Origin of the sequence: Herminiimonas sp. Marseille-P9896 (assembly GCF_903993245.1) — a bacterium.
Lineage (GTDB): Bacteria > Pseudomonadota > Gammaproteobacteria > Burkholderiales > Burkholderiaceae_D > Oxalicibacterium > Oxalicibacterium contaminans.
Genome location: NZ_CAJEVT010000004.1, coordinates 85,722 through 108,168, shown reverse-complemented (window position 1 = coordinate 108,168; position 22,447 = coordinate 85,722). Strand labels below are relative to the sequence as shown.

Below are 22,447 nucleotides of genomic sequence, written 5' to 3'. Positions count from 1 at the left end.
AAATTAGAAGCGCGGCAAATCAGGAAACTTCAGCATGCCACGTTTGACGTGCATCTTGCCGTACTCGGCACAGCGCTGTAGCGTCGGGATCGCCTTGGTCGGGTTCAGCAACGAGACTGGGTCGAAAGCGCGTTTGACTGCGAGGAAAGCATCGATCTCGGCACGCGAAAACTGCACGCACATCTGGTTGATTTTTTCCAGGCCGACACCGTGTTCACCGGTGATCGTCCCGCCAACTGCGACGCACATCTCGAGGATTTCTGCGCCGAACAATTCGGCGCGGTGGAATTCGCCTTCCTGGTTGGCATCGAACAAAATCAACGGGTGCAAATTACCGTCACCGGCGTGGAATACGTTGGCGCAACGCAAGCCGTATTTGACTTCCATCTCGGCGATGCCGAGCAACACATCCGCCAGGCTACGACGCGGAATCGTGCCGTCAATACAGTAGTAATCAGGGGAGATACGGCCTGCGGCCGGGAATGCATTCTTGCGACCAGACCAGAAGCGCAGGCGCTCTGCTTCGTTTTGCGAAACAGCAATCGCAGTTGCGCCTGAGTGCTTGAGCACTTCGGTCATGCGCGCGATTTCTTCGTCGACTTCTTCCGGTATGCCATCCGATTCACACAGCAGCAATGCTTCCGCATCAATGTCGTAACCTGCTTTAACAAACGGCTCGACCATGCGCGACGAAGTCTTGTCCATCATCTCCAGACCGGCCGGGATAATGCCTGCGGCGATCACGCTGGCGACGGCGTTACCGCCCTTCACTACGTCATCGAAGGACGCCAGGATCACGCGTGCGAGTTTAGGTTTGGGAATCAGTTTGACGGTGACTTCCGTCACCATGCCGAGCATGCCTTCGGAACCGACGAACACCGACAACAAATCGAGTCCAGGTGCATCAAGTGCGGCATTACCGAGTTCGACCACGTCGCCTTCTATCGTGACGACGCGCACGCGCATCACGTTGTGTACGGTCAGGCCGTATTTGAGGCAATGCACGCCGCCGGAGTTTTCCGCGACGTTGCCGCCTATGGTGCAGGCGATCTGTGAAGAAGGATCTGGTGCGTAGTACAGGCCCAGCGGTGCAACCGCTTCCGAGATAGCCAGATTGCGTACGCCAGGCTGTACCACTGCGGTACGCGCATATGCATCGACTTTCACGATTTTGTTGAGACGTGCGGTGGAGAGGACAATGCCATCGGCGATCGGCAATGCGCCGCCGGACAAACCGGTACCGGCACCGCGCGGCACGATAGGCACCTTCAATGCATGGCATACCTTGATGGCAGCGATGACTTGCGCCTCGGTGTCAGGCAGAACCACCACCATGGGCAACTGGGCATAAGCAGCCAGGCCATCGCACTCGTAAGGCCGCGTATCTTCTTCATTGAAGAGCACGCAACGTTCAGGGAGTACGGCACGCAATGCGTCCACTACCGTGCGCTGATACGCCGCCGTAAATGGAGGTGCCGAAGTTGTATTCATCATCAATCCTGATTGCAATTTTCGCGTCGGTTAACAAATTGAGAGACGCACAAGGTCTGATCAGAGTGTAACTAAACCACGCCCCGGCTGGACTGAAAGCTTTAGCCGCCGGGGTGAAAATTATTCAAGTGATGAGAAAAATGCAGTAATTCACACAATACTGCAGCAAACTGCTGCGCACCATACTGCGATGCAGCATTGCTTGCTCGAGAACGGCTAGGCCATCCTTTGCATATTGAAACGCTCCATCATCCAGTTCATGAACAATACGACTTCCGGGCGCTCGCGCACACTTTGTTCATAGACCATGTAGTAAGCATGTTGTGGTGTCGTTAATTGGATATCGAACAAGGGAACGACTTCGCCTTTATCGATCATTTCTTCGGCAAAATGCTTGCGCGTCAGGGCCACGCCATAGCCGTGGCGCACCGCTTCCAGCAGCAAGCCGAGGTCATCGATGCGCAAGCCGGTCGCAGGTTCCGGCCAGTCCAGCCCAGCTACTTCAAACCATGCCTGCCAGGGTTCGAGCGCAGAACGCAGCAGTTGCGCTTTTTGCAGGTCGGCCGGGGTTTTCAGGCCACCGATTTTTTCCAGGTAAGCCGGGCTGACGACCGGAAATACCGGTTCTTCAAACAGCTTCTCGGTGGTAGTGTCCGGATATTTGCCAGCCCCAAAACGTATCTCCAGATCGGTCTCCGACAGCGCCATGTCGTACAGCGGGACCGAAAGGAAAACCTCTATCGTGATATCCGGATACAAGGCTGTGAAATCGGCCAGGTGCGGCAGAAAAAGATAACGCGCAAAAGTTGGTGGCACTGTGATCTTGACGCGTGGCTGCGCCAGCGGATGCCGATGCGGCAAAGGAAAGTCTGCCAGTGAACGCAAGGCATCACGCACCACATCCAGATAACGACGGCCAAATTCGGTCAGGCTGACACTGCGCCCGTCACGCAGGAACAGGCGTTCGCCGACGAACTCTTCCAGCAGGCGGATGCGATGGGAAAACGCCGATGGCGTGATACACAGCTCTTCTGCTGCAATCGCAAATGAACCGTGGCGTGCAGCGGCTTCAAAAGCGGACAGTGCGTGCACAGGAGGAAGTCTTATTGCCATTGCGTCAATCAATCTTCGGTTATCAAGGCATGATTTTACCGTTTTCACCGCTTTCTTATCGAACTAGTGCTTGTTTTAAAGCATGCCGAGCTCATTAAAAGTATTATTTTGATAATATTTAAACTATTTTGCACTGCAAAATAAACAAATCAGCGCCGCCGGGCCGGATTCCGCCTGCCGGTTTTACCGTATCCTCACAACTCTCCTCTACTCACTACTGATCTCATGGGCAACCGACTTTCAAAAATCGCAACACGCACCGGCGACAAAGGCACCACCGGCCTCGGCGATGGCAGCCGTGTCGACAAGGATGCACTGCGCGTACATGCGATGGGCGACGTCGATGAATTGAATTCACACATAGGCTTGTTGCTGTGCGAAGACCTGCCTGCCGCCTTGCGTGAAGAATTGATCTCGATCCAGCACGACTTGTTCGACCTCGGTGGCGAGCTGTGCATACCCGGCTACACGCTAATCCATGATGAACAAGTCGCGCGCCTGGACGGTTTGCTGGAGAAGTACAACAGCACCCTGCCTGCACTCAAGGAATTCATCCTGCCAGCAGGTTCACGTGCAGCAGCGCAAGCGCATATTTGCCGTACAGTCTGCCGCCGCGCGGAACGTACTATCGTCAGCCTCGGCAAAGCGGAAAAACTCAATGACAATCCGCGCCAGTATATGAATCGCTTGTCGGATTTGATGTTTGTCCTGTCGCGCGTATTGAATCGCTATGCGGGTGGCAGCGATGTGTTGTGGGAAAAAGATAGGGTGCGGGATATCGCATCCTGATTTCACCAGCGCAGAAATGATAGAAAAATGACTGCACATACATCAGGCGACGAACACGCACATGGCGATGATCACGATCATGAACACACGCCTACCGTAACCAGCGATAACGAACGCAAGGTACTCCTCTCCTTCGTCCTGACCTTTAGCTTCATGCTGGTGGAAGCGGTAGGTGGCGTGCTGTCCGGCTCGCTGGCATTGCTGGCGGATGCCGGTCACATGCTGACCGATGCCGTAGCGCTCGCACTGGCCTATGCCGCATTCCGTTTCGGCCGTCGTGCCGCCGATAGCAAGCGTACCTTTGGTTATCTGCGCTTCGAAGTCATCGCCGGCTTCGTCAATGCACTGACCTTGTTGGGCATCGTGGTGTGGATCGCTTACGAAGCATGGGTGCGCTTATCTTCCCCACCCACCATCCTGGCTGGCCCCATGTTCATCGTCGCCGTGCTCGGCCTGCTGGTCAACATGCTGGTGCTATGGATTATGACGCGCGGCGAGACTGAACATGTCAATGTGAAAGGCGCGATCCTGCATGTGATAGGTGACTTGCTGGGCTCGGTCGGCGCCATCGTCGCAGCCATCGTCATCTACTACACCGGCTGGACGCCTATCGATCCGATACTCTCGGTCTTTGTCGCTGCATTGATCTTGCGCAGCGCATTGAAGTTGCTGCTCAAGTCCATCCACATCTTGCTGGAAGGTGCGCCCGATCATGCAACGCCAGAGAAAGTCGAACAAGGTTTGATGCAGGCCGTTCGCGGCCTCGCAGCAGTCAGCCATATACACGTGTGGCAACTGACTTCCGGTCGCACCATGGCGACGCTGCACATACGCCCAGACACTGATGATGCAGCACGCGCTGTCGTCAAACGCGTCGAGCAGGCACTACGTGACCAGTTCAGCATAGAACACGCAACGATAGGGATAGACTGGAATTCGGATGTTGATGAGAATGCGTGCAGCCTGCAAACGACTGCGCCACACACTGATGCGCATGATCACGCAGCGCCAGGCCACCAACATTGAGTCGCGTTCGACACCTGCCAGGCGCGCAATAAAAAATGCCTTTCAGTCTTACAACTGAAAGGCATTTTTACATACGAGATCTGCTGCTTACTGATTCACGACCAGACGTGGCTGGTCCTTGCCAAAGCGTTTGCGGATAGATGCAGCGATGCCCTTGGCATCCAGGCCGCACGATGCGAGCAAGGTTGGTGCATCACCGTGGTCTATGAATTCATCCGGCAAGCCGAGGTTCAATAATGGCTTGACGATGCCTGCCGCCGCCATTGCTTCCGCGACTGCTGCACCGGCACCACCCATGATGGAACCTTCTTCTACCGTGACGATGGCGTCATGCGTTGCTGCCAGGCGTTTTAGCAATTCCACATCCAGCGGTTTGACGAAACGCATGTTTGCAACCGTTGCATCCAGCTCGTTCCCTGCCTGCACACTAGGCGCAACCATGGTGCCGAACGCGAGGATGGCGATGCCCTTGCCTTCACGTTTGATTTCACCGGTACCCAGCGGGATCGTCGCCAGATCGGTGCCGACTGTCGCACCTATACCGCTGCCGCGTGGATAGCGTATGGCAGCTGGGCCCTGATACTGGAAGCCGGTCGAGAGCATTTGACGGCATTCGTTTTCATCGGATGCGGCCATGATGACCATATTCGGGATGCAGCGCAAAAAGGCGATGTCATAGTTACCGGCATGCGTTGCACCGTCAGCACCGACCAGGCCGGAGCGATCCAGCGCGAAAGTCACGTCCAGGTTTTGCAGGGCGACGTCGTGTATCAGTTGATCGTAACCGCGTTGCAGGAAAGTCGAATAGATGGCGACCACTGGTTTCAAACCTTCGCACGCCATACCACCGGCAAAGGTAACCGCATGCTGTTCAGCGATGCCGACATCGTAGTAGCGATCCGGGAAGCGACGCTCAAACTCCACCATGCCGGAACCTTCGCGCATCGCCGGTGTAATGCCGACCAGACGCTTGTCTGCAGCGGCCATATCGCACAGCCAGTCGCCGAATACACTGGTGTAGGTCACTTTCTTGGCGGTGCTAGGCTTGATGCCTTCAGCCGGATCGAATTTACCCGGGCCGTGATACAGCACCGGATCGGCTTCCGCCAGTTTGTAGCCCTGGCCTTTACGTGTGACCACGTGCAGGAATTGCGGGCCTTTCAAATGCTTCAGGTTTTGCAGCGTCGGAATCAGCGAGTCGAGGTCATGACCATCGATAGGGCCGATGTAGTTGAAACCGAATTCTTCAAACATGGTCGCCGGAACGATCATGCCCTTCGCGTGTTCTTCTATGCGCTTGGCAAGTTCGCGCATAGGCGCCGGCAATACTGTTTTGCCGACGTTCTTCGCTGCTGCATAAAACTGTCCGGACATCAGGCGTGCCAGATAGCGATTCAACGCACCCACCGGCGGCGAGATCGACATATCGTTATCGTTCAGCACGACCAGCAAGTTGATGTCGTCATGGATACCGGCATTGTTCATCGCTTCAAACGCCATGCCTGCGGTCATTGCACCGTCGCCGATCACAGCGATCGCATGACGATCCTCGCCTTTGGTCTTGGCAGCGAGTGCCATACCCAGTGCAGCAGAGATGGAGGTCGATGAGTGTGCGGTACCGAAAGTATCGTAAGGGCTTTCAGCGCGTTGCGGAAAACCGGAGATGCCGTCTATCTGACGCAAGGTGTGCATCTGGTCACGACGACCAGTCAGTATCTTGTGCGGATAGGTCTGGTGACCGACGTCCCAGACGATGCGATCTTCCGGCGTATTAAAAACGTTATGCAAGGCGATCGTCAGTTCTACCGTACCGAGATTCGACGACAGATGGCCGCCGGTAGCCGACACGGATTCCAGCACGAACGCGCGCAACTCGTCAGCCAGCTGCTTGAGCTGCGGACGTGTCAGATGCCGTATTTCGGCCGGGTCATTAATGGTATTCAGCAAATTCATACTAAGCCTTCCGCTGCACGATCAGATCTGCGAGTTCTCGCAAGCGTCGTGCTTTTTCTCCAAACTGCTCCAGCGCACGATGGGCATCATTGCGCAATTTTTCTGCCAGGACCTGCGATTGTTCCAGACCCAGTATCGATACATAGGTCGGCTTGTTGTCTGCAGCATCCTTGCCCGCGGTTTTACCCAGCGTGGCGGAATCCGCAGTCGCGTCCAGCACATCATCGACGACCTGGAATGCGAGGCCGATCGCGGCCGCATAAGTATCCAGCGCCTGCGTTTCTTCTGCGCTCAAAGCCTTGCCGGCGAGTGCGCCGAGCAAAACCGAAACGCGCAACAACGCACCGGTTTTCAAACGGTGCATCTGTTCCAATTCCTGCAAGGACAAGCTCAGTCCTACGCTGGCCAGGTCGATCGCCTGTCCGCCGCACATGCCGAGCGAGCCGGAGGCCTTGGCCAACAAGCGCACCATCGCCAGTTGTCGCACCGGGTCGAGGCCACCATCAGCCAATACTTCAAAAGCCTGCGACTGCAAGGCATCGCCAACCAGCAACGCACATGCTTCGTCATACTTCACATGCACGGTCGGCTTGCCGCGACGCAAGGCATCATCATCCATGCACGGCATGTCGTCATGCACCAGCGAATACGCATGGATCATTTCAACTGCTGCCGCAGCACGTGCCAGTTCAGCCGCATCTGCATCAAACAGCGCACCAGCGGCATATACCAGCAACGGGCGCACACGCTTGCCGCCATCCAGCACAGCGTAATGCATGGCTTCGTGCAGGCGCGCAGGCGTGACTGTCAGCGGCGGCAAATGCTGCATCAGTGCCACTTCCATTTCAGCCTGCGTGGATTTCATCCAGACATCAAACGATTGCATAGTCGTCATTCATCCGCCTCGATCGCACGATCTGCGTTGAACGGTTTGAGCATATCGCCTTCCAGTACCTTGACCTGATTGTCGACTTTTTCGAGTTGCGCGGCGCAGTACTTGACCAGCTCGGAGCCGCGCTTATAGGCCGCGACCGATGCTTCCAGCGGCAGTTCGCCCGCTTCCATGCGCGCGACCAGTTGTTCGAGTTCTGCCATCGCTTCTTCAAACGACGAAGGCAAAGCGGCAGAGGTAGTTTTTTTTGACATAAGAGCAGGAAAAAGGTTTAGCCCGTTATTTTAGAGCAAACCACTCTGCACGGTGGATAAACGCAGCATATCCGTCGGTTTCCCATACGGAAAATCTGCATTTTTGGGCAGAAAACGGGCATATATGGCCTCAACCGGCGATTTTCGTGCTGACCGGCCACCATGGGCAAAGAAATATTTTCCTTTTACCAACAATTGAAATCATCGCATGGCAGTTGGCTCTAGCGGCTCGTCGGCGCATAAAAGTCTGGGGTATAATCCTCGGTTCTGTCCAAAATTGCCTCTTTATCTCGTTTGATTTAGGTTTTTGCGGATTCTTTCCTCTTAGGGTGCAGCAGGTAATTCGGTGAGCATGCTCATCGCCTGCGTAACAGCGTCCGCCTGCAAGCGGATGCTCCCTCCCTACAGGGATTACAGGGGGTGCAAATTAATTTGGGGGTGGGGATGTCCGATCTGGCTAATCTCGCCAAACTCGCGCGTTCTAACGCGCAGCTTCCAGTCAACGTCTATTTCGACGAAGCACTGTTGAAGCAGGAAATCCAGCAGTTGTTCCGTGCAGGCCCGCGTTACGCAGGGCATGAACTGATGGTGCCGAATGTCGGCGACTTTGCCACGCTCGCGTGGGAAAACGAAGGCCGCATGCTGGTCCGCAGTCAGCAGGGAATAGAGTTGCTTTCTAACGTCTGCCGTCATCGCCAGGCGAAAATGTTCAATGGTCGCGGCCATGCGAAAAACATCGTCTGTCCGCTGCATCGCTGGACCTATGACCTCAAGGGCGAATTGATAGGCGCGCCGCATTTCGGCGAAACACCTTGCCTAAACCTGTCCAACACGCAGTTGCAAAGCTGGAACGGTTTGCTGTTTGAACAAAACGGCGTCAACGTCGCCAAAATCCTGAGCAAGCTCGGCGTGACCAAAGACCTGGATTTCAGCGGCTATATGCTGGACCACGTCGAAGTCCACGAGTGCGATTACAACTGGAAGACTTTCATTGAAGTCTATCTGGAGGATTACCACGTCGAGCCCTTCCACCCCGGCCTCGGCAGCTTCGTCAGCTGCGATGACCTGAAGTGGGAATTCGGTGATGAATACAGCGTGCAAACCGTGGGCGTGCACCATGCACTGGCAAAATCCGGCTCAGAAAAGTATCAAAAATGGCAGGAACAAATCCTGCAATTCCGCAACGGTGAAGCTCCACCTTACGGCGCGATCTGGCTGACCATTTATCCGAACATCATGGTCGAGTGGTACCCGCATGTATTGGTGGTATCCACGGTCTGGCCTAACGGTCCGCAAAAAACACGTAACGTGGTCGAGTTCTACTATCCGGAAGAAATCGTTTTGTTTGAACGCGAATTCGTCGCGGCGGAACGTGCGGCGTATATGGAAACCTGCGAAGAGGACGATGAAATCGCGCTGCGCATGGATGCAGGTCGCAAGATCCTGCTCGATCGCGGTGAAAATGAAGTCGGTCCTTACCAGTCGCCGATGGAAGATGGCATGCAGCACTTCCATGAATGGTATCGCCGCCAGCTCGACGTTTAACAAGTGTCACCAGCCGGGACTGCACAGCTGCGGTCCCGGCATGCAGTTTTAGTTTAGTAACCTCAGCTTAGTAAGATCCCGCAGCATCAACCCGCAGTAACACTCTTCACTTCTCATGCAATCACTCTGGATGCTTGTCGCAACGCTGATGTTTTCCATCATGGGCGTGTGCGTCAAGCTCGCATCCGAAACCTACTCGGTCGCGGAAATCATCATGTATCGCGGCTTCATAGGCGTGATCTTTATCTACATCCTGATCCTGCAGCAAGGCGGCAGCCTGCGCACCCATCTGATCTGGCAACACTTGTGGCGTTGCGTGGTCGGTGTGACGGCGCTATGGCTCTGGTTTTGCGCGATTGGCCTGCTGCCACTGGCGACAGCGATGACGCTCAATTACATGGCACCGATCTGGATCTCCGGCATCCTGTTCGTGGCTGCGTGGCGTGCCGGCAAACGGCGTTTTGAATGGGGACTGGTACTGGCGATTACAGCCAGCTTCGTCGGCGTGACCTTGTTGCTGCGTCCATCGATACATGCTGATCAATGGCTGGGTGGCTTTCTCGGCGTATGCTCGGGTGCTCTGTCGGCCCTCGCCTATCTGCAGGTACGTCACCTCGGACAATTAGGTGAACCGGAATCGCGCGTCGTGTTTTATTTTTCCGCCACCGGCTTCATCGCAGGCCTGGGCGGCTGCCTGTTCGGTCCGGGCCTGAACGGAGAAGCGATCACCCTGGCACGCTCGCACTCGACCTACGGCTTGTTCCTGCTGCTAAGCATAGGCGTATTGGCAGCCATCGCGCAGATGGCGATGACACGTGCTTACCGCCTCGGCAACACATTGGTGACTGCCAACCTGCAATACACCGGCATCGTATTTTCCAGTATCTGGGGTGTATTGATCTGGAGTGATATCCTCGGCTTTTTGAGCTGGCTCGGGATCGCGATCATCTTGGTCAGCGGCATCGTCGCCACGTTCTACAATATTCGCAATTCGGCGACCGTAAAAACGGTAACACCCGCCGATCCGATTTCGACCGAACTCTAAACCAGCAGCGACAGGAAACCGACATGAGCTATAGCACCATCATTTCAGCAGCTGATTTATCCAAACATATTTTTGAACCTGGCTGGGTCATCCTCGATACCCGCCATGATCTGGCGAACCCGGAAGCAGGCGCACGCGCATATGCCGAAGGTCATTTGCCGAATGCGCAATTCGCCCATCTGGATAAAGACCTGGCCGGTGAAAAAGTCGGCGCCGATGGCGTCTTCCGCGGTCGTCATCCGTTGCCGGATCGCGCCGCCTTCATCGCCACCCTGCAACGCTGGGGCATCAACAACAATACGCAAGTCGTGGTCTACGATGCGCAAGGCGGCATGTTTGCCGCACGCTTGTGGTGGATGCTGCGCTGGGTCGGACATGAAGCAGTCGCAGTACTGGATGGTGGCTTGCCTGCATGGCTGGCCAGCGGCATGTGGCTGTCGACTGAAGAGTCGCCACGTGTACTGGGCACACTGACTGAACGTACCAGCCTGGTCACTACCGTCAGCGCAGATGACTTGCTGGCGAATCTGTCGGATGAAAAATTGACGGTGGTCGATGCACGCGCAGCGGATCGCTTCCGCGGTGAGAATGAAACGATAGATCCCGTCGGCGGCCATATCCCCGGCGCGAAAAATCGTTTCTTCAAAGAGAATCTGCAAGCTGACGGCAACTTCAAATCAGCGGAACAATTGCGTCAGGAATTCAGTGCTGTCGTCGCAGATCCGACGCAAGCCGTCATGCAATGCGGCTCCGGCGTGACTGCCTGCCACAACCTGCTGGCACTGGAAATCGCAGGCCTGCAAGGCGCTGCGCTGTATCCGGGATCATGGAGTGAATGGTGTGCCGATCCGGCACGCCCGGTTGCCTGAAGCGCACCGGGCATGAGGGGCTTATGAGGGACTAATGCGCACTGCTACGCTTAATGAGCGTGCGCATGTCCTGTCAGAAATAAGACGATGGCCACACCCAGTGCGATCAACACGATTTGCGGTATGGTTTCGCGCATCGATGCACGGCGCTGCATCTGCGGCATCAGGTCGCTGACGGCGATGTAGATAAAGCCGGATGAAGCGAATACCAATACATACGGTATCCATTCCTGCGAACGATCCAGCATGAAGTAACCAACCAGGCCGCCGACTACTGCCGTCAAACCCGAAATAATGTTGTAGGCGTATGCGCGTTTACGGCTGAAACCGGCATTCAGCAAGACGATGAAGTCGCCGATTTCCTGCGGGATTTCATGCGCAATGATAGCGAGGCCGGTCAGGATGCCGAGGTGCGGATCAGCCAGGAAAGCTGCGGCAATCAGGATACCGTCGGTGAAATTATGCAGGCTGTCGCCGACCAGGATCATCCAGCCAGCAGCACCCGCCTCTTTCGCATCATGTCCATGCTCATGACCGTGACCGTCGTCTTCGTGGTGGTGCGAGTGGCGCAGGATGGCAAACTTCTCCAGCAGGAAAAAGCCCAGCAAGCCAGCAAGCAGCAGCGCGAACAGCGCATGCGTATCGGCACCTGACTCAAACGCTTCCGGCAAGGCATGCAGCAGCGAAGTCGCCAGCAGGATACCGACCGACAGGCTGACCATGCGATCGACCAGTTTGGACAGCAGCGAGAACGAAAACAAAGCCGCGGCAGAAATGCTGAAGACACCCGAAATAGCGGTGGTCAACAGGATAGAAACGAGCGTGGAATTAATTTTTGGCTCCGGGCTTAATGCAACAAGGTTGCAAATTAAAACATATCCCGGCTATTTCAGCAAATAAAAACGCGACGGTATAAATACAGCCACCGTCGCGTCTTTGCCACAGATGTGGCTTAGGGGTTTAGCTCACACCGTGGGTTTTAAACCAGTCTATGCAACGTTGCCAGCCTTCTTTCGCATCCGCCTCTACATAGCTGGCACGATAGTCGGCGTGGAAAGCATGGCCGGAATTTTTGAACAGGACGAATTCCGACTTGCTGCCGCCCTTGGACAGCGCATCCTGCATTTGCACGACTGTCGTCACGGGTATGCCGCCATCCTGCGCGCCATACAAGCCCAGTACCGGGGTTTTCAGTTTGCCAGCGATATCGACCGGATTCTTAGGCGTCAATTCATTGTTATTGCCGACCAGGCGGCCATACCAGGCGACACCTGCCTTGACCTTCGGATTGTGCGCCGAGTACAACCAGGTCACGCGACCGCCCCAGCAGAAGCCGGTGATACCAAGCTTGTCGGTATTGCCGCCATTCGCCTTGGCCCAAGCCACGACTGCATCGAGGTCAGTCATGACCTGCGCATCCGGCACTTTGGAAATAATCTCTTTTTGCAGTTCGGCGATGGTGCCGTATGAACCCGGGTCACCCTGACGCACAAACAATTCCGGTGCCAGCGCCAGATAACCCAGCTTGGCGAAACGACGCGCGACGTCGGCGATGTATTCATGCACGCCAAAGATTTCAGAAATCACCAGCACCACCGGCAGATTGGTTTTGCCTGCTGGTTGCGCACGATATACCGGCACTGCCTGACCATTCACATTGACGGTGACTTCGCCTACCGTCAAACCCTTGCTATCGGTAGCCACTGCGCTGTGCGCAGCGATAGGCAATACCGCTGCGGCAAAGCCACTACCCAAAGCAGTCTTCAAAAAACCACGTCTATCGACGCCATCCGAGATCGGCGTTTTTGCGACCAGGCTAGCGAAGTCCTCTTTCAAATTATCCATTCCCATCCTCCAGTAGATAGTGATTGCATCTCAATTGAAAAAATACTTGCTGCCCTGCATATCGACAGCAAACGGCGAAATCCGTACAGCGGCGATGCTTTAATGCGTTATTAGTGCGCTTCATCCCAGTTTTTACCGACACCAACTTCAGCGATCAGCGGCACTTTCAGTTGCGCGACATTGCGCATCAGTTCCGGCAGTTTCTCACGAACCAGTGCCAACTCGGTTTCCGCTACTTCCAGCACCAATTCATCGTGCACTTGCATGATCATTTTGGATTGCAGCTTTTCTGTTTCCAGCCAGCCTTGTACCGCGATCATCGCCAGCTTGATCAGGTCAGCAGCTGTGCCTTGCATAGGCGCATTAATCGCAGCGCGCTCGGCTCCCTGGCGACGCGGGCCGTTCGGCGAATTGATTTCCGGCAGCCATAAACGACGACCGAAAACGGTCTGCACATAACCACGCGCTTTCGCTTCCAGACGGGTCTCATCCATATAGCGCTTCACGCTGGAGAAACGATAGAAGTATTTCTCAATATAGCTTTGTGCCGCCGAGCGTTCTATGCCGAGGTTGCCAGCCAGGCCGAAGGCACTCATGCCATAGATCAGGCCAAAGTTAATCACCTTCGCATAACGACGCTGTTCGCTATCCACCGCAGCGCGTTCTATACCGAAAATTTCGGCAGCCGTCGCCCTATGGATATCCTCGCCATCAGCGAAGGCTTGCAGCATGTTTTCATCGCCGGAAATATGCGCCATGATGCGCAGCTCGATTTGCGAGTAATCGGCAGAAACGATCACATTGCCCGGTGCTGCGACAAAGGCTTCACGGATGCGACGACCTTCAGCATTACGGATAGGAATGTTTTGTAAATTTGGATCATTGGATGCGAGGCGACCGGTCACTGCGACTGCCTGCGCATAGTTGGTATGCACACGACCAGTGGTCGGGTCTATCATCTTCGGCAGCTTGTCGGTGTAGGTCGATTTTAGTTTCGACAAACTGCGATACTCGAGCAGCACCTTAGGCAGCGGATAGTCCTCTGCCAGTTTTTGCAGCACTTCTTCATCGGTGGATGGTGAGCCGGATGGCGTCTTTTTGACGACCGGCAGCTTGAGTTTTTCAAAGAAGATTTCACCTAACTGCTTGGGCGAATTCAGATTGAATGGCTGGCCTGCAAGTTCATACGCATTTTGTTCTATCTCCAGCATGCGCTTGCCCAGCTCGTTCGATTGCTTGGCCAGCAAGTCCGGATCGATGAGTACACCGTTGCGCTCTATCTTTTGCAGCACGACTGCAGTCGGCAATTCAATGTTTTCATAAACAAAGGTCAGGCCTTTGTCTTCTGCCACTTGCGGCCACATGCGTTGGTGCAGTTGCAAGGTGATGTCTGCATCTTCCGCTGCGTACTGTGTGGCGCGATCAATTTCAACTTCGTCAAAACCTATCTGCGATGCGCCCTTGCCGCACACATCCTGGAAGCTGATGGTCTTGCGATTCAAATGACGCAAGGCCAGGCTATCCATATCGTGGCTGCGGTGCGATTCGAATACATAGGATTCCAGCAGGGTGTCGTGCACGATGCCGCGCAGATGGACGCCATGATTTTCAAAGATATGGCTATCGTATTTGAGGTTTTGCCCGACCTTGGCTTTGCCCGCATCTTCCAGCCATGCCTTCATTTTTCCCAGCACGTAGTCACGTGATAACTGTTGCGGCGCATCCTGATAATGATGCGCGACTGGTATGTAGGCCGCGACGCCAGGCTCACAACACAAAGAGATGCCGACCAGTTGCGCCTGCATCGGAATCAGCGAGGTGGTTTCGGTATCAATGGAAGTCAATGTAGCCGCATCGATCTTCTGCAACCAGCGTTCGAGATCAGCTTCGGTCAATATGGTTTCGTAGTGTTTTTCCACTTCCGGCGCATCGTCGGCAAACAAGGCACCTTGTGGTGCGCTATCGCCACCCGTGGCAGCAGTGCTGGCTTCACTTGCTTCCGGTTTATCGGTCAACTCACGCAACCAGGTTTTGAAACCATTGCGCGTGAAGAAGTCGATCATCGCGTCCTTGTCTTCCGGGCGCTGCGTCAGCGATTCGATGATGCCTTCCATGTGATCGGACAAGTCGCAATCCGTTTTGACCGTGATCAGGGTTTTCGCTTGGGGCAGCCAGTCGAGTGCGCGACGCAGGTTGTCACCGACCGCGCCCTTGATTTCTGCGGCATGCTCAACGATGCCGTCCAGCGTGCCGTATTGAGTCAGCCATTTGACCGCAGTTTTGGGTCCGACCTTATCTACACCCGGCACGTTATCCACGGTGTCGCCTATCAGCGTCAGGTAATCGATGATGCGCTCCGGCGGCACACCGAATTTGGCAATCACACCGTCGCGATCCAGCTTTTCATTACTCATGGTATTGATCAGCATGACGCGGTCATTCACCAGTTGTGCCAGATCCTTGTCACCGGTCGAGATCACGGTGTTCATACCATGCTTGACCGCTTCCACCGCCAGCGTACCGATCACATCGTCTGCTTCTATGCCTTCCACCATCAGGATGGGCCAACCCATTGCGCGCACTGCTTCATGGATAGGTTCGATCTGCTTGACCAGGTCATCCGGCATGGACGCACGCTGCGCCTTGTACTCGGCATATAAATCATCACGGAAGGTTTTACCCTTGGCATCGAACACGCAGGCCATGTATTCCGCGTCCGGATAGTCCTTGCGCAGGCGGCGCAGCATATTAATCATGCCGTAGATGGCTCCGGTCGGCGCGCCGTTCGGCCCGCGCAAGTCCGGCATCGCGTGGAAAGCGCGGTACAAATAGCTGGAACCATCAACTAACAACAGGGTTTTATTCATAGGAATTTAGTCAGGAGAAACAGGGGCAGCACTCAGGCTGCCGGATAAAGCGGACCACACAGCTAGCATCTGATGGCAAACGGCTACGATTATGGCAGAGTTTCGGCGGGCAAATTCTGCGTCCTGCGGTGGCAAATTGTGTTTATGGAATGTTTCCACACAAAATGAACTATTTTCAGCAGGCTTAGCCCTGTTTGTTACAATGAACCATTACTAAATCACTTTTAACTACGCATTTTTTAACGACGGGCTCATACACACATCATGCGCACATCCAAAATCTGGTCCCTCATCACGATTACCGCGGCAGTCTTCGCTACGCCTATGGTTGTAAACGCACAAAATGCACCAGGCAACGACACCGCCCCGCCACCACCGCAAATGCAACGCCTGGAAGAAGGTGCGGCACCGGAGGTGACCATACGCCAGCCTGATACGCAAAAAAAAATCACTGAGAAAAAATCCCAGGGCCGCGTCACGGAAGTGAAGGTACAAACCGGTCGCACCACGTATTACGCGCATCCTAACGATCCAGCCGGCAGCGCGATGCGCGGCGACGGTCAAAGCGATAGCTCGCGTCCGGTGCAATTCCAGATCGGCGAATTCGGCCCACCGAAAAGCCAGCCAGCTCCTGAGCCAGTACAAACCCTGGCACCGGCTGGCAAATAAGCTACTTAGTTAGCGCAACTGTCTCCCAATAACGCACCCCGGTGCGTTATTTTTTGTTTTTTGATGATACGTATTTCTTTCATATTTCCTCATGGCAGTATTTACCCCGGTCAGCCTGGATGACCTCTCTCACTGGATCACCCAATTCGATCTGGGCAAAGCGCTCGCGATCAAGGGCATTCCATCCGGCATAGAAAACACTAATTTCTTCATCACGACCGAGGTCGGCGAGTATGTATTGACCATATTCGAGAACCTGAACTTTGAGCAGTTACCGTTCTACCTGAACCTGATGCGTCACCTGGCCGAGCGCGGCGTGCTGGTACCTGCGCCTATCGCCAATCACAAGGGCGAACTAATCAATGCCTTGCACGGCAAACCGGCTGCCATCGTCAGCAAGCTGGAAGGCAGCTCGCAGATGGACCCGCAAGCCGTTCATTGCGCCGCCGTCGGTGCAATGCTGGCACGCATGCATATCGCCGCAGAGAACTTCCCTATCCGGCAGCCTAACCTGCGTGGCCTGGCATGGCGCAATGAAACCGCACCACTGGTTATGCCTTACCTGTCCGATAGCAATAAACAGTTGCTGACAGAAGAAATGGCATTCCAGAACGCCTTTGCTGAGTCGGATACTTATCGCCAATTACAGAACGGTCCTATCCACGCTGATCTGTTCCGCAACAATGTGATGTTCAACGGCGATCACCTGACCGGCTTCTTTGATTTCTATTTCGCCGGTTGCGATACCTGGTTGTTTGACGTCGCGGTGACCGTGAATGACTGGTGTATCGATGTAGAGACTGGCGTGCTGGATCTGGAACGCGTACGCGCGATGCTGGACGCCTACCACCACGTGCGGCCGTTCACTGCTGCCGAGCAAGCAGCCTGGCAGCCTATGCTGCGTGCCGGTGCCTTGCGCTTCTGGCTGTCACGCTTATACGATTTCCACATGCCGCGCGATGCAGAAATGCTGACGCCGCATGACCCGGGGCATTTTGAACGTATCTTGCGCTTGCGCATCGAACAAGCGACTCCCCCTCTTTTTACTTCGGCTGGATGATGGAAAAACTGCCTGCAATAACCGGTTGGATTTGGGTCAAGGAAGGCTTTGCCATCTTCCGCAAACAACCGGCTGAATTATCGACGCTCTTCTTTGCCTATATGTTCCTGATGCTGGGCGTAGGCATCATTCCTGTGATCGGGCAATTGCTGCCGCTGATCCTGGTACCGCTGTTTTCGATGACTTTCATGCACGCATGTGCTTACGTCAAAGCGGGTAAACGGGTGTATCCGAACCTGCTGCTGGTCGGCTTCCGCTCACCTGCGAAACGCACGCTGATCAAACTGGGGACTTTGTACCTGGTAGCAGCCATCGTCGCGATCGGTGCTTCCAGCCTGATCGACGGCGGCGTGTTCTGGCAGGCAATTACCGGCCAGATCGTACTCGATGCAGAAACCGTACGTGGCTCCAGCATGACCTCGGCGATGTTCTTTGCTGCTCTGGTATATATTCCTGCGGCGATGGCGTTCTGGTACGCCGCACCGCTGATCGCATGGCAAGGCATGGGCGTGGGCAAAGCGATTTTTTACAGCTTCTTTGCAGTACGCCGCGCTGGCAAAGCCTTCCTGATTTACGGCCTGGCCTGGGTCAGCATAGGGATGATTTTCCCGGTCGTGGTGAGCTCGATACTGGGTATCTTGCTGAACTCGGCTTCAGCGTCCATCTTTATCCTGCTGCCGCTGTCGCTGGTACTGACCGTGATTATGTATTGCTCGTTTTTCCCGACTTACACCCATCTCTTCGGTGAACCGCCGGAAAATCTGTCGTTCTGACCATCAACGGCAAGCGCAGAATATCTGCGCTTGCTGTCCTACCCTGCCACTCACACCTTCTCGAGCTTGGCGACACTCAAATCCAGCAACTTCATGCCATGTCGGCCAAAGTTGATGTGCGCACGTGCATTGCCACCACTGCCTTCGATATTGACGATGACGCCTTCACCAAACTTCGCATGTGCGACAGATTCGCCTATGCGCCAGCCTATATCTTTTTTCGTGATGTTTTGCGCGATCTGATTGGTACCGGCACCGAGTGCATCTTCCCACGCCGCTTTCGGCTGCGCCGTCCAGTGATGCTGCTGCACTTTGGGCGACAGCCACTTCAATGAATCTTCCGGCATCTCTTCAAAGAAGCGCGATTTCAGGTTGAAGCGCATCTGACCGTGCAACATGCGCGTCTGCGAGAAGCTGATATAGAGACGGCGTTTGGCACGGGTAATCGCGACATACATCAGGCGTCGCTCTTCTTCCACGCCGCCTTCTTCTTTCTGCGAATTTTCGTGCGGGAACAAACCTTCTTCGAGGCCGGTAATAAATACGGCATCGAATTCCAGACCTTTGGCCGAGTGCACTGTCATCAGTTGTAAAGCATCCTGGCCAGCCTGCGCCTGATTGTCACCTGCTTCCAGCGACGCGTGCGACAGGAAGGCCGACAACGGCGACATCACGACTGGCAAAGGCGCATCAGCATCCAGCACTTCGACGCCATCCTGCGTGACGATGGCAGGGCCCGCCATTTGCTGGCTGCTTGGTCCGAGCAAGGCAGGCGCATCTATGCCAAAACCTTCTTCCGATACAAACAGGGTCGCCGCACTGACTACCTGCTCCAGATTCTCTATGCGATCCGCACCTTCTTTTTCATTCTGGTAATGCGTGATCAAACCACTGGCTTCGATCACGACCTGCACCATTTCCGGCAGGGGCAGATTTTGTGTTTCGAAGCGGGTGGCTTCTATCAATTTGATGAACGCGCCCAGTGCCGAACCGGCCTTGCCTGTGACATAGGGCACGGCGGCATACAAGGAGATGCCATATTGTTTGGCTGCGTCCTGCAATTGTTCGAGCGAACGGGCGCCTATGCCGCGCGTCGGGAAATTCACCACGCGCAAGAAGGCAGAATCGTTATGCGGGTTGTCCATCAACTGCAGATACGCGATCGCATGCTTGACCTCGGCGCGCTCGAAGAAGCGCTGGCCGCCATAAACGCGATATGGAATACCGGAGGAGAACAAGGCATGTTCGATCACCCGTGATTGCGCATTCGAGCGATACAGGACTGCGATCTCGCTACGCGCCGCACCCTCTGCGATCAGGCTCTTGGTCTCTTCTATGATCCACTGCGCTTCCTGCAAATCGCTGGTCGCTTCATAGATGCGCACCAGTTCACCGTGACCGGCGTCGGTGTGCAGATTCTTGCCCAGGCGTTTGCTGTTGTTTGCGATCAGCGTATTTGCCGTGTCGAGGATGTGACCATGCGAGCGATAGTTCTGCTCCAGCTTGATCAGGTTCTCGACTTTGAATTCGCGCTCGAAGGCACTCATGTTGCCGACGTTGGCACCACGGAATGCATAGATACTTTGATCGTCGTCGCCGACTGCAAACACCGCACCTTGCGTACCAGCCATCAGCTTCAGCCAGTTGTATTGCAAGTCATTGGTATCCTGGAATTCGTCGACCAGGATGTGACGGAAGCGCGATTGATAGTGTTCGCGCAGCGGCTGGTTGCGGCTCAGTAATTCATAGGTGCGCAACAGCAGCTCGGCAAAATCGACCACGCCTTCACGCTGGCATTGCTGGTCGTATAGGTCATACAGCTCGACCATCTTGCGGTTGTAATCATCAAATGCTTCTACCGCATTCGCACGCAAACCCTGGTCTTTCGCACCGTTGATGAAGTACATCAGGTTACGCGGCGGATACTTTTCGTCATCAATATTGTTTGCCTTGAGCAAACGCTTGATCATCGATAACTGATCCTGCGAATCGAGGATCTGGAAAGTCTGTGGCAAGGCAGCGTCGCGATAATGCGCGCGCAGCAGGCGATTACACAATCCGTGGAAGGTCCCTATCCACATGCCGCGTGTGTTGATGGGCATCATCGCCGACAAGCGCGTCATCATTTCCTTCGCGGCCTTGTTGGTAAAGGTTACCGCGAGTATGCCTGCAGGCGATACTTGTCCGGTCTGGATCAGCCAGGCTATGCGCGTTGTCAGTACACGGGTTTTACCGGAACCGGCACCTGCCAGGATCAACGCTGGTTGCGCGGGTAAGGTGACTGCAGCGAGTTGTTCGGGATTGAGATTGTGAAGAAGATTTTGCATCTATCGATTATAGCCGCGACAGCAGGTGACATGCCGCTGATTACGCGTCTCTTGCCTGATGGCAGCCGATAGTAAGGGAATTAATGCAGGGAAAACGATATTTGTTGCCGACCGGATCGGTCAGCAACAAACAGGATGCGCCAGATCAGGCCGGGAACAAATTAACGAAAGCACGTGCCGCCGCTTGCGGATCACCCGCCAGGTAGACGCTGCTGATCGCTGCCACCATATCGGCACCGTTGGCCACCAGTGGCGCCGAGTTATCGCGGGTCATGCCGCCGATGACGCAGCTAGGTACTTTACCTTGCGCTTTCCAGTCGCTGACGATGGTAGGCGCAGTGGTGACCGGATATTTCTTCACTTTGGATGGATAGAAGCCACCGAAGGCCACATAGCTGGCACCCGCCGCCTGCGCTGCATGCGCCAGCGCCAGGTCACCGTAGCAGGACGAACCGAGGATTTTGTCCGGGCCGATAATCGCACGCACTTCTGCCACCGATTTATCGGTACCACCGACGTGCATGCCGTCAGCATTGATGCTCAGGCACAGATCGATGTGATCGTTGATGATGAACGGCACCTGATAGCTGCGGCACAGCGCTTGCAGGCACTCGGCCTGTTCCTGGCGCAAGGCTGCATCTGCGGTCTTGTGACGATATTGCAGCAGGCTGACGCCGCCTTTCAGCGCCAGTTCAGTGATTTCCAGCAGCTTGCGGGTGTCGTCCCAATCCGGAGTAACGAGATAGAGACCGTGCAGATGAGATACCTTGTCCATGCGTCTATGCTTTCTTACTAAAGAACTTAAACCACGCGTCCTGCCATCGGCGACGATGGGGATGCGGCGAATTTACGGGCGATACGACCTGCCAGGTAGGCATTGCGCCCGGCTTCTATGCCCAGTTTCATTGCATGCGCCATCCGCACCGGATCTTGCGCACCAGCAATGGCGGTATTCATCAGCACGCCATCGCAACCCAGTTCCATTGCAATCGCTGCATCCGAAGCCGTACCGACGCCAGCATCGACGATGACCGGGACTTTGCTTTGCTCAATGATGAGCGACAGGTTCCAAGGGTTGAGGATGCCCATGCCGGAGCCGATCAGCGAAGCCAGCGGCATGATGGCGGCACAACCGATGTCTTCCAGCATGCGCGCCTGGATAGGATCATCGCTGCAATAGACCATGACATCAAAGCCATCCTTGACCAGCGTTTCTGCTGCTTTCAGGGTTTCCGGCATGTTCGGAAACAGGGTCTTTTCATCGCCCAGCACTTCCAGCTTGCACAGCTTGTGGCCGCCGAGGATTTCACGACCCAGTTGCAAGGTGTAGACCGCATCGGCTGCGTTGTAGCAACCAGCCGAGTTCGGCAACAAGGTGTATTCGGATGGTGGCAGCACATCAAGCAAGCTCGGTGCATTCGGGTCCTGCCCGATGTTGACGCGACGGATAGCAACGGTGACGATTTGTGCACCACTTGCTTCGCTGGCAGCACGTGTTTGCTCGAGGTCTTTGTATTTACCGCTGCCTACCAACAGGCGGGAACGGTAAGTGGTGCCTGCGATCGTCAATTGGTCGTCAGGGAAATGGGTACTGCTCATGGATCACTCCTGTTTAAGAAGAATAGCGAGGCAAGCGAACCTNGCATTCGGGTCCTGCCCGATGTTGACGCGACGGATAGCAACGGTGACGATTTGTGCACCACTTGCTTCGCTGGCAGCACGTGTTTGCTCGAGGTCTTTGTATTTACCGCTGCCTACCAACAGGCGGGAACGGTAAGTGGTGCCTGCGATCGTCAATTGGTCGTCAGGGAAATGGGCGCTGGTCATGATGGGTTCCGGGTACGTGGGTGCAGGATGGGGCAAACTGCGTGGGAATTAAAGTAAACAATGGCTAACATGCACGGTAGCCTGGGCTACCGACACGGGCCG

19 protein-coding genes and 1 pseudogene are annotated in these 22,447 nt (G+C 55.1%); 8 read left to right on the top strand and 12 right to left on the bottom strand.

Features of this window, described 5'->3' with window-relative positions:
- Positions 1–3 precede the first annotated feature (3 nt).
- Both H7U06_RS15130 and H7U06_RS15125 read right to left on the bottom strand, forming a co-directional pair.
- On the bottom strand, positions 4–1,491 hold the full coding sequence (locus tag H7U06_RS15130) for an FAD-linked oxidase C-terminal domain-containing protein (RefSeq protein WP_175627112.1): 1,488 nt from the start codon (positions 1,489–1,491) through the stop codon (positions 4–6).
- 216 nt (positions 1,492–1,707) lie between these two features.
- On the bottom strand, positions 1,708–2,604 hold the full coding sequence (locus H7U06_RS15125) for a LysR substrate-binding domain-containing protein (protein ID WP_175626950.1): 897 nt from the start codon (positions 2,602–2,604) through the stop codon (positions 1,708–1,710).
- Between the two features lie 225 nt (positions 2,605–2,829).
- Here H7U06_RS15125 and H7U06_RS15120 point away from each other — a divergent pair, with 225 nt between their 5' ends.
- Both H7U06_RS15120 and H7U06_RS15115 read left to right on the top strand, forming a co-directional pair.
- The gene (locus H7U06_RS15120) at positions 2,830–3,393 is read left to right on the top strand and encodes a cob(I)yrinic acid a,c-diamide adenosyltransferase (protein WP_175626949.1); all 564 of its coding nucleotides are present in this window, start codon (positions 2,830–2,832) and stop codon (positions 3,391–3,393) included.
- A gap of 27 nt (positions 3,394–3,420) precedes the next feature.
- Positions 3,421–4,419 (top strand): cation diffusion facilitator family transporter, encoded by a 999-nt coding sequence (locus H7U06_RS15115; RefSeq protein WP_175626948.1) that lies wholly within the window; start codon positions 3,421–3,423, stop codon positions 4,417–4,419.
- Positions 4,420–4,506: 87 nt separating this feature from the next.
- Here the strand turns inward: H7U06_RS15115 and dxs are convergent, their stop codons facing one another.
- Genes dxs through H7U06_RS15100 form a run of 3 tightly spaced genes read right to left on the bottom strand, consistent with a single transcriptional unit; the run spans position 4,507 to position 7,518 of the window.
- Positions 4,507–6,372, bottom strand: a complete 1,866-nt coding sequence (dxs, locus tag H7U06_RS15110) for a 1-deoxy-D-xylulose-5-phosphate synthase (RefSeq protein ID WP_175626947.1) — start codon at positions 6,370–6,372, stop codon at positions 4,507–4,509.
- Position 6,373: 1 nt separating this feature from the next.
- Positions 6,374–7,258: a polyprenyl synthetase family protein gene (locus H7U06_RS15105; protein ID WP_175627111.1), complete on the bottom strand. Its 885-nt coding sequence runs from the start codon at positions 7,256–7,258 to the stop codon at positions 6,374–6,376.
- A gap of 5 nt (positions 7,259–7,263) precedes the next feature.
- Positions 7,264–7,518, bottom strand: a complete 255-nt coding sequence (locus H7U06_RS15100; protein WP_175626946.1) for an exodeoxyribonuclease VII small subunit — start codon at positions 7,516–7,518, stop codon at positions 7,264–7,266.
- Positions 7,519–7,962: 444 nt separating this feature from the next.
- On the opposite strand from H7U06_RS15100, the gene H7U06_RS15095 reads away from it, so the two are divergent.
- The 3 genes from H7U06_RS15095 (at position 7,963) to H7U06_RS15085 (ending at position 10,977) form a co-directional block, all read left to right on the top strand.
- Positions 7,963–9,063 (top strand): aromatic ring-hydroxylating dioxygenase subunit alpha, encoded by a 1,101-nt coding sequence (locus H7U06_RS15095; protein WP_175626945.1) that lies wholly within the window; start codon positions 7,963–7,965, stop codon positions 9,061–9,063.
- A 115-nt stretch (positions 9,064–9,178) separates the two neighbouring features.
- Positions 9,179–10,108 carry a DMT family transporter gene (locus tag H7U06_RS15090; RefSeq protein ID WP_175626944.1) on the top strand — a complete coding sequence of 310 codons (930 nt, stop codon included), beginning with the start codon at positions 9,179–9,181 and terminating at the stop codon, positions 10,106–10,108.
- A gap of 23 nt (positions 10,109–10,131) precedes the next feature.
- Complete coding sequence (locus tag H7U06_RS15085) at positions 10,132–10,977, top strand: sulfurtransferase (RefSeq protein WP_175626943.1); 846 nt, start codon at positions 10,132–10,134, stop codon at positions 10,975–10,977.
- 50 nt (positions 10,978–11,027) lie between these two features.
- Here H7U06_RS15085 and H7U06_RS15080 read toward each other — a convergent pair whose 3' ends face one another.
- The 3 genes from H7U06_RS15080 to polA all read right to left on the bottom strand — a co-directional run bounded on the left by H7U06_RS15080 (position 11,028) and on the right by polA (position 15,689).
- Positions 11,028–11,786, bottom strand: coding sequence for a ZIP family metal transporter (locus H7U06_RS15080; protein WP_175627110.1), 759 nt, complete (start codon positions 11,784–11,786; stop codon positions 11,028–11,030).
- 151 nt (positions 11,787–11,937) lie between these two features.
- Positions 11,938–12,822: a dienelactone hydrolase family protein gene (locus H7U06_RS15075; protein ID WP_175626942.1), complete on the bottom strand. Its 885-nt coding sequence runs from the start codon at positions 12,820–12,822 to the stop codon at positions 11,938–11,940.
- A gap of 110 nt (positions 12,823–12,932) precedes the next feature.
- Positions 12,933–15,689 carry a DNA polymerase I gene (polA, locus tag H7U06_RS15070; RefSeq protein ID WP_175626941.1) on the bottom strand — a complete coding sequence of 919 codons (2,757 nt, stop codon included), beginning with the start codon at positions 15,687–15,689 and terminating at the stop codon, positions 12,933–12,935.
- Between the two features lie 264 nt (positions 15,690–15,953).
- Here polA and H7U06_RS15065 point away from each other — a divergent pair, with 264 nt between their 5' ends.
- The 3 genes from H7U06_RS15065 (at position 15,954) to H7U06_RS15055 (ending at position 18,191) form a co-directional block, all read left to right on the top strand.
- Positions 15,954–16,358: a DUF2782 domain-containing protein gene (locus H7U06_RS15065; protein ID WP_124575651.1), complete on the top strand. Its 405-nt coding sequence runs from the start codon at positions 15,954–15,956 to the stop codon at positions 16,356–16,358.
- A gap of 91 nt (positions 16,359–16,449) precedes the next feature.
- Positions 16,450–17,418, top strand: a complete 969-nt coding sequence (locus H7U06_RS15060; protein WP_175626940.1) for a homoserine kinase — start codon at positions 16,450–16,452, stop codon at positions 17,416–17,418.
- Positions 17,418–18,191, top strand: coding sequence for a BPSS1780 family membrane protein (locus tag H7U06_RS15055; RefSeq protein ID WP_175626939.1), 774 nt, complete (start codon positions 17,418–17,420; stop codon positions 18,189–18,191). Before H7U06_RS15060 ends, H7U06_RS15055 begins: the two co-directional genes overlap by 1 nt.
- Before the next feature lie 50 nt (positions 18,192–18,241).
- Here H7U06_RS15055 and H7U06_RS15050 read toward each other — a convergent pair whose 3' ends face one another.
- The 4 genes and pseudogenes from H7U06_RS15050 to H7U06_RS15035 form a co-directional block, all read right to left on the bottom strand.
- On the bottom strand, positions 18,242–20,518 hold the full coding sequence (locus H7U06_RS15050; RefSeq protein WP_175626938.1) for a UvrD-helicase domain-containing protein: 2,277 nt from the start codon (positions 20,516–20,518) through the stop codon (positions 18,242–18,244).
- A 145-nt stretch (positions 20,519–20,663) separates the two neighbouring features.
- Positions 20,664–21,293, bottom strand: a complete 630-nt coding sequence (thiE, locus tag H7U06_RS15045; RefSeq protein WP_124575655.1) for a thiamine phosphate synthase — start codon at positions 21,291–21,293, stop codon at positions 20,664–20,666.
- Between the two features lie 26 nt (positions 21,294–21,319).
- Positions 21,320–22,117, bottom strand: a complete 798-nt coding sequence (locus H7U06_RS15040) for a thiazole synthase (protein ID WP_175626937.1) — start codon at positions 22,115–22,117, stop codon at positions 21,320–21,322.
- 57 nt (positions 22,118–22,174) lie between these two features.
- Positions 22,175–22,345, bottom strand: a pseudogene (locus H7U06_RS15035) (thiazole synthase); the annotation flags it as partial.
- Positions 22,346–22,447 lie beyond the last annotated feature (102 nt).